This is a genomic window from Mesorhizobium sp. STM 4661, assembly GCF_000359125.1.
In the GTDB taxonomy this organism is placed as follows: Bacteria; Pseudomonadota; Alphaproteobacteria; order Rhizobiales; family Rhizobiaceae; genus Mesorhizobium.
Map to the genome: position 1 here is coordinate 82,270 of NZ_CAAF010000025.1, position 13,080 is coordinate 95,349.

The window sequence follows — 13,080 nt, forward strand, 5'->3', positions numbered from 1 at the left end:
TTCCTCTCCAATGTAGTTCAGGACGATTGGTGCTATAAGATCGCCAAGACGAGATGAGTTGGTGAGGGATTTTCACGGATGGTGCGTCCCAGTTTGAACGATCTGGCAGCGTTTGCCGCAGTGGCGAGCCATCGCAGTTTCCGTAAGGCCGCCGACGCGATGGGCGTGTCGCGTTCGGCGCTCAGTCACGCGATCATCGGGCTGGAGAGCAAACTGGGTATCCGCCTGTTGAACCGCACGACACGCAGCGTATCGCTAACCCAGGCTGGGGCTCAGCTGCTTGCTCGGCTCGATCCGGTTCTTCAGGATCTCGATCAGGCGCTCGATACACTTTCCGAGGCGCGTGGAAGTCCGAGTGGAGAACTGCGGATCAATGCGAATAAAAGCGGCGCCCGCATTCTTCTTCGGGATGTCATCCCGCGATTTCTTGATCTAAATCCCGAAGTCGAGCTCGATTTCGTCTCGGAAGGCCGGCTTGTCGATATCGTGGAACAGGGTTTCGACGCCGGCGTGCGCCTTCTTGAAGCCGTCCCCCAAGACATGGTCGCGGTCAGGTTCGGCGGCGACGTTCGTTTCATCGCCGTAGCCGCTCCATCTTATCTCCAAGGTCGTGGAACTCCCAACACGCCCGATGATCTACACGCTCATTCTTGCATCCGCCAACGTCTGCCCAGCGGAAAGCGCTATCGGTGGGAGTTTTCCAGACGCGGCGCCGAATTTGCTGTCGACGTCCCAGGCAATCTCACCTTGGACGACAATGATCTCCTGGTAGAGGCAGCGGCCGCCGGACGCGGCATAGCATACGTCCCGGAACACTTCGCCCAGTCGTTTCTAAAGTCGGGGCGGCTTGTCACCATTCTGGCTGACTGGTGTCCACCGATGCCCGGTCTGGCGCTCTACTACCCTCGCAATCGACACGTGCCGTCACCACTCCGTGCCTTCATCGACATTTTGAAAGAGGCAGACAAGGCGCGATGAATACGCCGTGAAGAAGTGACACCCTACATACCTCCTGGCGGGCGCGGTCGGATGATCAGCCGGCCTCTGCCCACAGTACGGTAAACAGCCAGAAAAAGCCCATCAACATCGCGCCAACAGCTGGTACAACCAGAGTGTATCCCAGCAGGGCGAGACCTGCCTTCGGGCTGCGATCGATGAACGCACCCACCAGCCAGCCGATCGCCGCAAGGGCAAAGATACCGTAGATGAAGGCTGTCCAGATCTCGTTGCTCATGGCTTATCTTTGCCTGAGATCGTCATCCAGGTCTACCGCCCAGGTCTACCGCCGCCCCAGCAAGCTCCGCATCCGGTTGCGCAGGAGGCGCGCCATGTTGCGGGTCTCGCGGTAGAGATGAAGCTGCGACGCCGCCTGGCGGGCGAGGCGGTCGGCGTCCGGCGAAAGCCCGATGACCAGCGTGCCCATCGGCTTGCGCTCCATCCACAGCCTGCTCATGACGGGATGGTCGGGCACGGCGCAGGAATCGGTCATCATGATGTTGGGGTCGTCGAGATGCTGCCTGGTCACCTCGATCATCAACAGCGTGCCCGGCGAATAGGCGGACAGCGTCTCGTCATAGGCCGTCTTCCAGGTGTAGGCGACGCCGGCCTCGACGAAGACGATCAGGCTGGCGATGGTGCGGTCGTCGAGCGTCAGCGAATGGATGCGGCACAGATCCTGTTCGGCCAGCCGGTGCACGGCCTCGCGGGCGAAGGCGGCGCGGTAGCGGTCGATGGCCATTGCGGTGCGCTCGCGGCCTTTCCAGCCGGCTGCTTCGAGCGTCAGGAAACTTTCGATGGCATGACGGATATTCTCCGGCCCGCGCGCCACCTGGTGCTCCAGCCGGCCGAGGTCGCCGAGGCGGCGCTTCAGGCGGCGGAATTCGCGATAGTGATGCGCGCGAAGCGAGACCTTCAGATATGCTTCGCCGTCGAGTTCGCTTTCGAGCACCGGGCGTTCGGCCTTGCCGGTGATGACCAGCGTCAGGCCATGCGTTTCGGCGACGCTGGCAAAGAGGCTCGCCACCGGGCCGTCGAGCCTGACGTCGGGCAGGACGAAGACTTTCGGCAATTTGAGATGCGGCCGCGACAGCATCGCGAAGAAATCCTCGATGACGCCGACCGGATCGTCGCGATCGACCAGCGGCGTGCCGATCGGGCCGAACGGGCTCGACCAGGTGCGCATGACCGGGACGCCGAGCGGCACGCCCGGCCGCTCCACCGAGAACGGCACCAGCAGGCGCAGCCGGTTACGGTATTCGTCGCCGTCGCGGATCACCGCCAGCCGCACCTCGCGGTCTTCCAGCCTCGGCATGGCCGGCGCCAGGAAGCGTGGATTGAAGAAGATGTTGGGCTCGATCGTGCGGGCGCAGAGATAATCCAGTTCCTCGACCAGGTCGAAGCCGGCGGAGGCCGGATAGATGGCGAGCTTGCGCTCGGGGCGGTTGTTGGCCAGGATTTCGATATGGGCGGGGTCGGCCTCGCGGGCGAGCCCGGCCAGACCGGACACCATGGCGCCGGCCGGGCCGCCGCTGGTTTCTTCGAGCAAGGGGATGGCAGCCATCACGCGGCTCCTTTGGCAGGTACGAAAATAGCCATGACGATGCCGAGCTTGCGCCAGACGGTGAAGGACAGCGCGGCTGCCTCGAAGATCATGGCGAAGGCGGTAGCCATGGCGGCGCCCCACAGACCAAAAAGCGGGATCAGCAGCACGTTGAGGCCGATGTTGAAGGCCAGCGTCATGGCATAGACGGCGGCGCAGATGTTCTGGTTGCCGCTCATGGTGAGCAGGCTTTCGCAAGGGCCGACGGCGGCCCGCGCGACGACGCCGAAGACCAGCAGGAACAGCAACGGATAGCCGGCGGTGAATTCGGGGCCGAACAGGGTCAGCATCGGCTCGCCCAGCACCAGCACCATGAGCGCCATGGCCAGCGACGGCCAGAAGGTCCACGACACCGTCTCGCGGGCGAAGGCGGCGAGCTTTTCCGGTTCGCCATGGGTGAATTGCGCATAGCGCTGGGCAACGCCGGCCTTGACCGCGAAGTAAACGAAATGCACCAGCGCCAGCGTCTTGACCGTGGCGAAATAGACGGCGACGTCGTCGGGGTCCATATAGGCGCCGACCATCAGCACATCGGCATTGGTGAGCAGGAAGAAGAAGCTCTCGACCAGGAAGATCGGCAGCGACACGATGAACCATTGCGCGAAATGCACCTTCATCGGTCCGGATGGGATCTTTTTATCGATGCGCGACGTCACGCCAATGAGCTGGCCGAGCGTGGTGGCATAGGTGGCGGCAATCGCGGCGAAGATCGCGGTTTTGGCGTCGGGCGCATAGCCCAGCAGAAGCATCAGCGCCATGAAGGCCAGGATCAGCACCGGCCGTATCAGAAAGGTCGGCGAGAGCGCGAACAGCGCCCATGAGTTCGCCCGCGCCAGCCCCTGCACTAGGTCGGACATGGCGATCATCGGCAGCAGGATGAGGCCGAGGATGAACGGCACGACATAGTAGTTTTCGATAAAGGGCGAGAGCAGCCAGACGCCGAGCGCGCCAAGGGCTGCGATCGCGGTGGAGGCAATCAGCACGAACAGGCGGCTGGTCATCACGATGCCGCGCAATTCGGCCAGCATGCCGCGCTCGCTGTATTCGGGAATGAAGCGGATGACCGAGGTGTGGAAGCCGAGGCAGGCGAGATTGCCGACGATGACCATCGTCACCCAGACGAGGACGAAGATGCCGTATTCGAACGAGCCCATCCAGCGCGCCATCAGCACCTGGCTGACGAAGGCGATGACGGCGCTGATGATGCGGACGGAAAAGGCGATCAGCGACATGCGCCCGGCTTCGCCGCGCTCGTCGGCGGTGAACAGCACGGCGTCGATGCGGCCAAGCAACGGCTTTACGCGCAGCGCAAGGCGCTGCGGCAGGAACCGCCCGGCTGTCGTCGCCGCGGAAAAGCGCACCCAATACTCTCCGTTTTCCGCCTCTTTTCTGCCTATGCGTGTAGCGAGAACACATTAAGAAACGGTTGGGTGGGGTGGAGGGTCGGCGCAGCGGGCGAAAGGCCAATGGTTTGGCTTTCGAGCGCGAACGGTGAAGATCCGGTCCGCCTTCGGGCGGATCAAAGGTCCAGTGGACCTTTTGAAGGGGCAGAACGCCCGATGGGCAGGGAGCCATGGTGAGGGCCAGAGGAATTGCCTCGGCCTGTGCTTCCTAAGCCGTTCGGCCATTGAATGGGTGCAACGGCTCTTCCCTGCCGGGATGGGCACTCCAGCCGGAGAAACTGTCATCAAGACTAAGGGAGGCGGCTTGATGGGTGTGGATAACTTTTTCGAGCTGCGCAATTCAAAGCCATAGCGCCTAGGTGTTGTACACCGCTCGGAACTTGTATGTCCTTCGATTGGTGCAGATGATTGCGACTCGAAATAGGGGTGGAGGAAAACAATGGATGACAAGAAGTCCGAACATAAAAAAGGGCCAGCAAAAGGCGATTTCATTGCCCCACCGGCTATAGCCGACACAGACGAAGCCAAGGACGCTTTGCCATCACAGGAGGAATTTTGGCGACCGCCAGCGCGATTTGGGTCAGTTCCTGTCGAAAGGGAACCCCTTGGATGGGACCGACGGCGCGGTTTTCGGAAGCTTTTTCCGCTGGCGCCTTTGCCTTTTCAGGTTGTCGAGCGTGTAGCATTCGGCCACCCGGAGCTTGAGCCCAACCGGCTATTTTGGGGCGACAATCTGCATGTCATGCGGCAACTTCCAAGTGAAAGTATTGACCTGATCTATATTGACCCGCCGTTTTTCTCAGGTCGGAACTACAATGTCATTTTTGGCGACCAGAACGAGCTGCGTTCCTTTTCCGACATTTGGGAAGGAGGGATGCCCGGCTATCTTATCTGGTTGAATGCGCGCCTGTATGAAATGAAGCGACTTCTAAGAAAAGGTGGGAGTATTTATGTTCATCTAGACTGGCATTCTGTCCATTACGTCAAGGTAGAGCTTGATAAAATATTCGGTGCAGATGCCTTTCGGAATGAGGTTGTCTGGTACTACTACAACAAAATGCACGATCGTCGAAAAAAATTGCTCCCTAGATCGCATGATTCCATTCTTGTATATGCTAAATCTGGAGGGACACCAAAATTTTCACCTGTTGATATACCGCTTGAGCAGCCGGTGAAGCGGCTTGCACGCAAGAAGGTCGGCGGGCGCGCAGTGAACGCGCGAGACGAAGATGGGAACATCATATATATAATGAAAAACTCGCGTGCCCTGGATGATGTATGGAGAATTTCTATGCTTCAACCAGCCGACAAGACTTATAGAATAGGCTATCCTACCGAAAAGCCGCCGACCTTGCTGGAATATATCATTAAAACTTCGTCCGAAGAGGGGGACGTTGTCGCGGATTTTTTTGGCGGAGGAGGGGTCACACCGTTTGTTGCTCATCGTCTAAATCGTCGCTGGATCGCTTGTGACCAATCTCGCGTAGCAGTAGCGATCACGGCCGGTCGAATTACGCGCCAAGTAGAAGAGGGCACCGGGCGCCTGTACCCTGTGCCAGACTTCACGGTCGAACACTGGGGCGTCTATGAGACTGGCCGATTGGCCAAAACGCCTCCTGATCAATTCCGTGCGTTTGTACTTCGTGCCTTCGGCGCCGTGCCGGAAGAGGGTAGCACCATCCATGGTATGAAGGGCGCTGTGCCGGTCTGGGTCGGAAATCCAGATCCGAAAAAGAGTGTTACTGCTGAAGAGGTCGTCGCGTTCGCCAACGCCGTGCGTGGGGGGCTTCGCTATCAGCAGGACAATCTGCGTGACGGGATCATGCTGGCGTGGGCATTTAAACCCGACGCTGTACAGGCGGCCGAGCGATTGAAGCGGCTGGAAGCAACAGACCTCGACTTTATTCGCTTAGAACAAATCCGGATCGACTCGCCGCGTTTCCGCGAGCATGTTGCCGCGTTGTCCACGGATCATGCTGACTACGCCAACTTTTTGACCTTTGTACAGCCACCAAAAGTGGAAGTCGCCTGGAAGCGCTTAGGATCAAGGCACTATCGCTTCGATGCGGGAGACAGCATCGTGATGAACCAAGGGGCAAAAATTATCAATGTGCAGTGGGACTTTGACTATGGTGAGCACTTCTCATCCAGCCCCGGCCATGCATATAAGCGCGGCGCGGATGCCATGACGGCGGACTATGAGTTTGCTTCTTCCGGCAGGAAGACCGTGGCAGCCAAGGTTCAAGACGATATGGGCGGCGAGGGCCTGTGGACGGGCAAAGTCGAGGTCAATTAGACAATGTTCAATCAGTTTGGGCCCTACGAAGACGAGTTCGCCGCGTGGCGGCGTGACGGTCTGCCAGGGCTGTCACCTGAATCCTACCGATTTGTGGAAGCTCTTACCTCGGTAGAAGACGACACGGCGCCTCGCGAAGGGACATTGTGGCCACACCAGTGGGAGGCCTTCTTGAGGGTGGTCTACGCTCACGAGGTGTTGGGTGGGAAGACGATAGGCGCGAACGGCCTGTTGTTAAACATCGTGACCGGCGGTGGCAAGACGGCCTTGATCGCCGCTTTAATTGCTTGGTTACGGATAGCACACGGGACACAGAAGTTCGTGCTCCTTTGCCCCAACCTAATCGTGAAGGATAGGCTGCAGAAAGACTTCGAAAAGGGAAAAGTGTTTGCCGATCGCGACCTCCTACCTTCTTGGTCAGGAGTAAGGCCGGAGGACTTTGCCTCCCTGACACTTGGTGGCAATGGAAGCGGATGGGCGGGGCTGCTCGGTGCCAACATTATAATAGGTAACATTCATCAGTTCTATGCAAGCAATAAAGCCGGACAAAGCAATCTATCGGGCCTTATGAATGGACCTGACTTCGCCGTTTTCAATGACGAGGCACACAATTCGGCTGCAACTGAGTATGATTTAGCACTGCGAAAGATGAGGGAGAAGACAATCTTGCGTGTGGATACCACGGCCACACCCGATCGCGCGGACGGAACCACACCCGACAGCACTATGATTTATGAGTATGGAGTGCAAGAGGCGCTTTATGACGGTATTATCAAAACGCCGGTCGTATATCAGCCCGACATCACCCTGGTCCAACTAACTTACACGGACGCTCGCAGCGGCGAACAGCGACGTGTCGAGGAAATCGATTGGGCAGAGGTGGATAGATTAGGCCTATCGGCGACACAGTGGGTGACGGATGACGAACCGATGCGCCAGCAAATGGCTATAGCGCTGCGTCGACTTGAAGAGCAGGAGCGTCGCGCCAAGGGACGTTATCAGCCGATCCTTTTCGTGGTTGCCGTATGTAAGGCTGATGCGGAGAAGGCGGCACACACGCTGGATGCCTTCTTCAAGATTCGTACATTGCTCGTTACGGAGGACAGTGATGAAACCGAGCGGCAAAAAGCGCGCGAACTTAGCCAGCAGCGGAAGAGGGGAAATCCTTACCGCGCCGTTGTGAGCGTGCTTATGCTTCGTGAAGGCTGGGATGTTCCAGAAGTTGGCGTGATTCTGCTTCTACGGAAGTTCTCAAGTGAGGTCTATGGTCAACAGGTGATTGGGCGCGGTCTGCGTCGTGTCAGAACTGCCGGCTTAACTCCAGATGAGCCGCAAATTTGTGCGGCGGTTGACCATCCCAAATTAGGGCACGACTGGCTGTGGCGCATCTTCAACGCCAAGCGACGGGAAGGTGTGCAGATCGACGACCTATTTGATGAAACCGAGGATCTGCCTGAACCTCCGCCGAAGCAAGTTATGGACGCGCCTGGAAATGTGATCGATGTGCCGCCGATTGATCCAAATTTGGTGGGCGTCGGTGAATTCGACTTGGGAGAGTTCGACGTCGCTCCCGAACCAATGCAAGGCTGGCGGCTGCACTTGGATATGATCGAGTATGAGCCGACCGTGACCGAGATTACCGGTGTTCAGATCGCTGGTGTGACAGGGCAGGAACTTGCCGGGGAGGGCTGGAAGGTGGTCCAGTCTGCGCCGGAGTTGGAACCTTGGAAGGCTACAAAGCCGATAATTTCTGATGCGGATGTTCGTGAAGCTGTGAAGGCCCAAGTTCTTGAGATCGCGGAGGACCTTACAATCGCAGCAGGGTATGCCGCCACTTTCAAGGACCGCGTTTACAGTGGGCTGATGCAGCACGTCAGGCGAAAATTTATGAGCGGAAACTCTCTTGGCCTAGCTGATCGTGCAGAGGTCGACTACGCTTGGAAGATGCTGCTGCAGATGAAGTCCCGTGTGGCAGCGATACCGGGTCTCGTTGCCGGGATGATCGAACATGACGATCAGTAAGCGCGGCAACTTCTTTGCGCCTAACAAGAGCCCTTGGAGTTTTGAGAAATACGACAGCGATCTGGAACGCCGTATGATGCGCCGGCTAGAAAGTGATCCTCACGTGGTCAAATGGATGAAGCGACACCAGTTGGTTATTCCTTGGATCGATGGTCAAAAGCATCAAAGGCGCTATTCACCGGATTTCCTCGTGGAATACGAGGATGGTCGCAAGGCAATCGTCGAGGTCAAAGATCCGAGTCGCATCGACAGCAATGATGTACAGCGCAAGCGTAAGGCGGCTGAAATCTGGTGCCGGCAGCGAGGGATGACCTACGACATTGCGACGATCGGCTAAATTCATGCAACGCGAAGAATGACCCTGGCCCGTAACGGTTGCACGGCGCGTGGCGCGGAAACGCTACCGTGGGATCAGGACAGCGCCCGGCTCTTTCGCAAGATCGTGCCACAGATGGTGCTTTGGCTACCGGAAGAAGAGGCCGCGCAGTTGAAGTTCGAGTTTGAGGCCGAGATGGTGCGGCTGAAGGCGGCGTAACAACGGATACGTTGGCGGGACAGCGCCCCCCTCTGGCCTGCCGGCCATCTCCCCCTCAGGTGGGGAGATTGGCTAACCGCATACGTCCGCGCCCCCTCATCCGCCCTTCGGGCACCTTCTCCCCGTGTGAACGGGGAGAAGGGAAGGCGGCGCTTACGCGAACGCGCCGTGGCAGTGCTTGTACTTCTTGCCCGACCCGCACGGGCAGGCTTCGTTGCGGCCGACCTTGCCCCAGCTTGCCGGGTTGTTGGGGTCGCGGTTTTCGGGGGCGACGGTGGCGTGGGTTTCCTGGCGGACCAGGAGTGCCGTCTCGCCGCCGTCGAAATCGTCCTCGCCGGTGGTGCCGTCGATGTGGCTGCCGAACATGTCGGGCGCCTCGGGCGGCGGCGCTTCGGCGGCCTGGCGGACCAGCTCGACGCGCATCAGTTGCGCTGTGACGGCCTGGCGCAGATTGCCCAGCAGCGCCTGGAACAGCTCGAACGCCTCGCCCTTGTATTCCTGCAGCGGGTCGCGCTGGGCGTAGCCGCGGAAGCCGACGACGGAGCGCAGATGGTCGAGGTTGACGATGTGCTCGCGCCACAGATGGTCGAGCGTCTGCAGCACGACCGAGCGCTCGACATAGGTCATGACGTCGGGGCCGAAACGCTCGGCGCGCTCCTTGGCGGCGGCGTCGGCGGCCTGGGTGATGCGCTCGCGGATATCGTCCTCGGCGATGCCCTCTTCCTTGACCCATTCGTCGATCGGCAGATCGAGGTTGAGGAATTCGGCCACCTCGGCCTTGAGGCCGGCGACGTCCCACTGCTCGGCATAGGCGTTTTCGGGAATGGCCTTGGCGACGATCTCGTCGATGACGCCCTCGCGCATCTCGGCGATCATTTCGGGAAGACCCTCGCCGTCCATCAATTCGATGCGCTGCTCGAACACCACCTTGCGCTGGTCGTTCGAGACGTCGTCATATTTCAACAGGTTCTTGCGGATGTCGAAGTTGCGCGCCTCGACCTTCTTCTGCGCCTTTTCCAGCGCCTTGTTGATCCAGGGATGGATGATCGCCTCGTCTTCCTTGAGGCCGAGCTTCTGCAGCATGCCGTCCATGCGCTCGGAGCCGAAGATGCGCATCAGATCATCCTGCAACGACAGGAAGAATTTCGAGCGGCCCGGGTCGCCTTGTCTTCCTGAACGGCCGCGCAGCTGGTTGTCGATGCGGCGGCTTTCATGGCGTTCGGTGGCGAGCACGTAGAGGCCGCCGGCGGCAAGCGCCTTTTCCTTCAGCCGGGCGACGTCGTCGCGGATGGCCTTTTCCTTCGCCGCGCGCTCGGGACCTTCCGGCATGTCGCCAAGCTCGTCGGCGATGCGCATATCGGCATTGCCGCCGAGCTGGATGTCGGTGCCGCGGCCGGCCATGTTGGTGGCGATGGTGATGACGCCGGGCTTGCCGGCCTGGGCGACGATCGCCGCCTCGCGCTCGTGGTGGCGGGCGTTCAGCACTTCGAAATCCTTAAAACCTTCCTTGCGCAGGCGCTCGGCGAGCTGCTCGGATTTCTCGATGGAGGTGGTGCCGACCAGCGTCGGCTGGCCCTTGGCGCTGGCCTCCCGGATCTCCTTGACGATCGCCTTGTATTTCTCCTCGACCGTCCGGTAGACCTCGTCGTCCTCGTCAACGCGGACGACCGGCAGGTTGGTCGGGATCTCGGTGACTTCGAGGCCGTAGATGTTGCCGAATTCCTCGGCCTCGGTCAGCGCCGTGCCGGTCATGCCGGAAAGCTTCTTGTAGAGGCGGAAATAATTCTGGAAGGTAACGGAGGCGAGCGTCTGGTTCTCCGGCTGGATCGCCACATGCTCCTTGGCCTCGAGCGCCTGGTGCAGGCCTTCCGAATAGCGGCGACCGGGCATCATGCGGCCGGTGAATTCGTCGATGATGACGATCTCGCCATTGCGCACGATATAGTCCTTGTCCTTCTGGAACAGCCGGTGCGCCTTCAGCGCATTGTTGACGTGATGGACGATGGCGACGTTCTCGACGTCGTAGAGCGACTCGCCCTTGAGCAGGCCGGCGTCGCGCAGCAGGTTCTCCAGCTTCTCGGTGCCGTCCTCGGTGAAGATCGAGGTCTTCTGCTTCTCGTCGATCTCGTAGTCGGCCGGGCCGAGCTTCAGCATGAAGGCGTCGATGGTGTTGTACATTTCCGAACGGTCCTCGAGCGGACCGGAAATGATCAGCGGCGTGCGCGCCTCGTCGACCAGGATGGAATCGACCTCGTCGACGATCGCGTAGCTGTGGCCGCGCTGCACCATCTGGGCGCGCTCGTATTTCATGTTGTCGCGCAGATAGTCGAAGCCGAGCTCGTTGTTGGTGGCGTAGGTGACGTCGGCGGCGTAGGCGGCGCTGCGTTCCTCGTCGGACAAGCCATGGACGATGACGCCGACGGTAAGGTCGAGGAATTTGTAGACGCGGCCCATCCATTCGGAGTCGCGCGTGGCAAGATAGTCGTTGACGGTGACGACATGGACGCCCTTGCCGGCGAGCGCGTTGAGATAGACGGGCAGCGTGGCGACCAGGGTCTTGCCCTCGCCGGTGCGCATCTCGGCGATGCCGCCATTGTGCAGCACCATGCCGCCGATCAGCTGCACGTCGAACGGGCGCATGCCGAGCACGCGGCGCGCCGCCTCGCGCACGGTGGCGAAGGCCGGTATCAGCAGGTCATCGAGAGAGGCGCCGTTGGCGATGTCCTGGCGGAATTTCCCGGTGCGGGCCGTCAGTTCGGCGTCGGAGAGCGCCCGCATCTCGTTTTCCATGGCGTTGATCGCCTCGACGCGCGGCCGGGTCGACTTGACCCGACGATCGTTGGAGGAGCCGAAAACCTTACGGGCGAGACCGCCGAGACTGACCATCCAATGGCCCTTTCGATAGCATTCCTAGTCGTTGCGACGGGCACCGGCCGGCCCCATCAATTCCGCGTGAAACGCGGACAAACGCAAAAAGCGCCCGGAAAACGGTTCTGGACGCAAAGTCGTTGGACAGATAAGAGGGGGCTCAATCGATGTCAACGCCGCGCTCGCCCTGTCGACCGCGCCAAATTCCGCCACAATCTGGCTGATCTGAACAGCCGCCAATCCCATCGGAGTACATCTTATGTCCCTATTGTTCCGCCGTGCGTCGTTCGCCAGCCTTGGTCTGGCCGTCGGGTTGTCGGCTCTCTCGCTGTCGCCGCTGATGGCGCAGGATACCGCTCCCGCCCAGCCTGCGGCGCCCGCCCAACCGACCGCCCCCGCGCCGGCGGCACCCGTCGATCCGAATGCCGTGGTCGCGACCGTCAACGGCCAGACGCTGACCGAGGCGGACCTTGGGCTTGCCGAAGGCGAGCTGTCGCAGCAGTTCGCGCAGCTGCCGCCCGAACAGCGGCGCGCGGCGGCACTTTCGGCGGCGATCGAAATCAGGGTCATGGCCGCCCAGGCGGTCACCGACGGCCTCGACAAGGATCCCGATTTCCAGCGCCGCATGGCGTTCCTGCAGCAGCGCGCCCTGCATGGCGAGTTGGTCGAAAAGGGCGTCGTCGACAAGGTCACGGATGCCGAGGTTCGCGCCCGCTACGACCAGGAAATCGCCAACACCCCGCCGACCAACGAGGTGAATGCCCGTCACATCCTCGTGAAGACGAAGGAAGAGGCCGACGCGATCATCAAGCAGCTCGACGGCGGCGCCGACTTCCAGAAGCTCGCCAACGAGAACACCAGCGACCCGAGCGGCAAGACCAGTGGCGGCGACCTCGGCTGGTTCGGACCTGGCCAGATGGTGCCGGAATTCGACAAGGCTGCCTTTGCGCTCGCGGTCGGCAAGTACACCGAGCAGCCGGTGCAGACGCAGTTCGGCTGGCACGTCATCAAGGTCGAGGACAAGCGCACCAAGCAGCCGCCGGCCTTCGACGAGGTCAAGGACCAGGCCAAGCAGGCCGTCATCCGCGACAAATATTTCGCCCTGGTCAAGTCGCTGCGCGCCGCCGCCAAGGTCGAAATTCCCGACGCCAACCTGAAGAAAACGGTCGACACGCTGGAAAGCACCAAGTAGGCGCGCCATCGGCGAAGCTGCCGATCTCCCCCCTTGCGGGGGAGATTTCCGGCGGGGCAGAGGGGGTGCGAAGGATCGCGGCTTCAATCCAGCTTGGGTTCCTCGCCCCCACGAAAGTGGGGGAGAGGTGGCTCGGCGAAGCCGAGACGGAGAGGGGGAACCGCG

General features: G+C 60.5%; 10 protein-coding genes. 6 read left to right on the forward strand and 4 right to left on the reverse strand.

Annotated elements, in window-relative coordinates; translation table 11 throughout:
• Nucleotides 1-78: 78 nt before the first annotated feature.
• Entirely contained in the window at nt 79-978 is a 900-nt protein-coding gene (locus MESS4_RS07680; protein WP_006328522.1) for a LysR family transcriptional regulator, read from the forward strand.
• A 55-nt stretch (nt 979-1,033) separates the two neighbouring features.
• Here MESS4_RS07680 and MESS4_RS07685 read toward each other — a convergent pair whose 3' ends face one another.
• Genes MESS4_RS07685 through MESS4_RS07695 form a run of 3 tightly spaced genes read right to left on the reverse strand, consistent with a single transcriptional unit; the run spans nt 1,034 to nt 3,960 of the window.
• Nucleotides 1,034-1,234 carry a hypothetical protein gene (locus MESS4_RS07685; protein WP_006328524.1) on the reverse strand — a complete coding sequence of 67 codons (201 nt, stop codon included), beginning with the start codon at nt 1,232-1,234 and terminating at the stop codon, nt 1,034-1,036.
• 45 nt (nt 1,235-1,279) lie between these two features.
• A complete protein-coding gene (locus MESS4_RS07690) occupies nt 1,280-2,560 on the reverse strand; it encodes a GNAT family N-acetyltransferase (protein ID WP_006328525.1) in 1,281 nt (426 codons plus the stop codon).
• A complete protein-coding gene (locus MESS4_RS07695) occupies nt 2,560-3,960 on the reverse strand; it encodes a lipopolysaccharide biosynthesis protein (RefSeq protein WP_006328526.1) in 1,401 nt (466 codons plus the stop codon). Before MESS4_RS07695 ends, MESS4_RS07690 begins: the two co-directional genes overlap by 1 nt.
• Nucleotides 3,961-4,441: 481 nt before the next feature.
• On the opposite strand from MESS4_RS07695, the gene MESS4_RS31105 reads away from it, so the two are divergent.
• From MESS4_RS31105 to MESS4_RS07720, 4 genes are read left to right on the forward strand one after another with little or no spacing between them, the layout of a single operon-like run.
• Nucleotides 4,442-6,298, forward strand: coding sequence for a site-specific DNA-methyltransferase (locus MESS4_RS31105; protein WP_006328534.1), 1,857 nt, complete (start codon nt 4,442-4,444; stop codon nt 6,296-6,298).
• Nucleotides 6,299-6,301: 3 nt separating this feature from the next.
• The gene (locus MESS4_RS07710; protein ID WP_006328537.1) at nt 6,302-8,320 is read left to right on the forward strand and encodes a DEAD/DEAH box helicase family protein; all 2,019 of its coding nucleotides are present in this window, start codon (nt 6,302-6,304) and stop codon (nt 8,318-8,320) included.
• The gene (locus MESS4_RS31110) at nt 8,307-8,657 is read left to right on the forward strand and encodes a TnsA endonuclease N-terminal domain-containing protein (RefSeq protein ID WP_051070854.1); all 351 of its coding nucleotides are present in this window, start codon (nt 8,307-8,309) and stop codon (nt 8,655-8,657) included. The genes MESS4_RS07710 and MESS4_RS31110 overlap by 14 nt, the downstream gene beginning before the upstream one ends.
• An 18-nt stretch (nt 8,658-8,675) precedes the next feature.
• Nucleotides 8,676-8,855 (forward strand): hypothetical protein, encoded by a 180-nt coding sequence (locus tag MESS4_RS07720; protein WP_006328539.1) that lies wholly within the window; start codon nt 8,676-8,678, stop codon nt 8,853-8,855.
• Between the two features lie 153 nt (nt 8,856-9,008).
• Here MESS4_RS07720 and secA read toward each other — a convergent pair whose 3' ends face one another.
• Nucleotides 9,009-11,741, reverse strand: coding sequence for a preprotein translocase subunit SecA (secA, locus tag MESS4_RS07725; protein WP_006328540.1), 2,733 nt, complete (start codon nt 11,739-11,741; stop codon nt 9,009-9,011).
• A 241-nt stretch (nt 11,742-11,982) separates the two neighbouring features.
• Between secA and MESS4_RS07730 the strand changes: the two genes are divergently transcribed.
• On the forward strand, nt 11,983-12,915 hold the full coding sequence (locus MESS4_RS07730) for a peptidylprolyl isomerase (protein WP_006328542.1): 933 nt from the start codon (nt 11,983-11,985) through the stop codon (nt 12,913-12,915).
• Nucleotides 12,916-13,080 lie beyond the last annotated feature (165 nt).

Excerpts from the sequence above, each read along its gene's own strand:
- MESS4_RS07680 (WP_006328522.1), top strand. The coding sequence starts at position 79 with ATGGTGCGTCCCAGTTTGAACGATCTGGCAGCGTTTGCCGCAGTGGCG.
- MESS4_RS07685 (WP_006328524.1), bottom strand. The coding sequence starts at position 1,234 with ATGAGCAACGAGATCTGGACAGCCTTCATCTACGGTATCTTTGCCCTT.
- MESS4_RS07690 (WP_006328525.1), bottom strand. The coding sequence starts at position 2,560 with ATGGCTGCCATCCCCTTGCTCGAAGAAACCAGCGGCGGCCCGGCCGGC.
- MESS4_RS31105 (WP_006328534.1), top strand. The coding sequence starts at position 4,442 with ATGGATGACAAGAAGTCCGAACATAAAAAAGGGCCAGCAAAAGGCGAT.
- MESS4_RS07710 (WP_006328537.1), top strand. The coding sequence starts at position 6,302 with ATGTTCAATCAGTTTGGGCCCTACGAAGACGAGTTCGCCGCGTGGCGG.
- MESS4_RS31110 (WP_051070854.1), top strand. The coding sequence starts at position 8,307 with ATGACGATCAGTAAGCGCGGCAACTTCTTTGCGCCTAACAAGAGCCCT.
- MESS4_RS07720 (WP_006328539.1), top strand. The coding sequence starts at position 8,676 with ATGACCCTGGCCCGTAACGGTTGCACGGCGCGTGGCGCGGAAACGCTA.
- secA (WP_006328540.1), bottom strand. The coding sequence starts at position 11,741 with ATGGTCAGTCTCGGCGGTCTCGCCCGTAAGGTTTTCGGCTCCTCCAAC.
- MESS4_RS07730 (WP_006328542.1), top strand. The coding sequence starts at position 11,983 with ATGTCCCTATTGTTCCGCCGTGCGTCGTTCGCCAGCCTTGGTCTGGCC.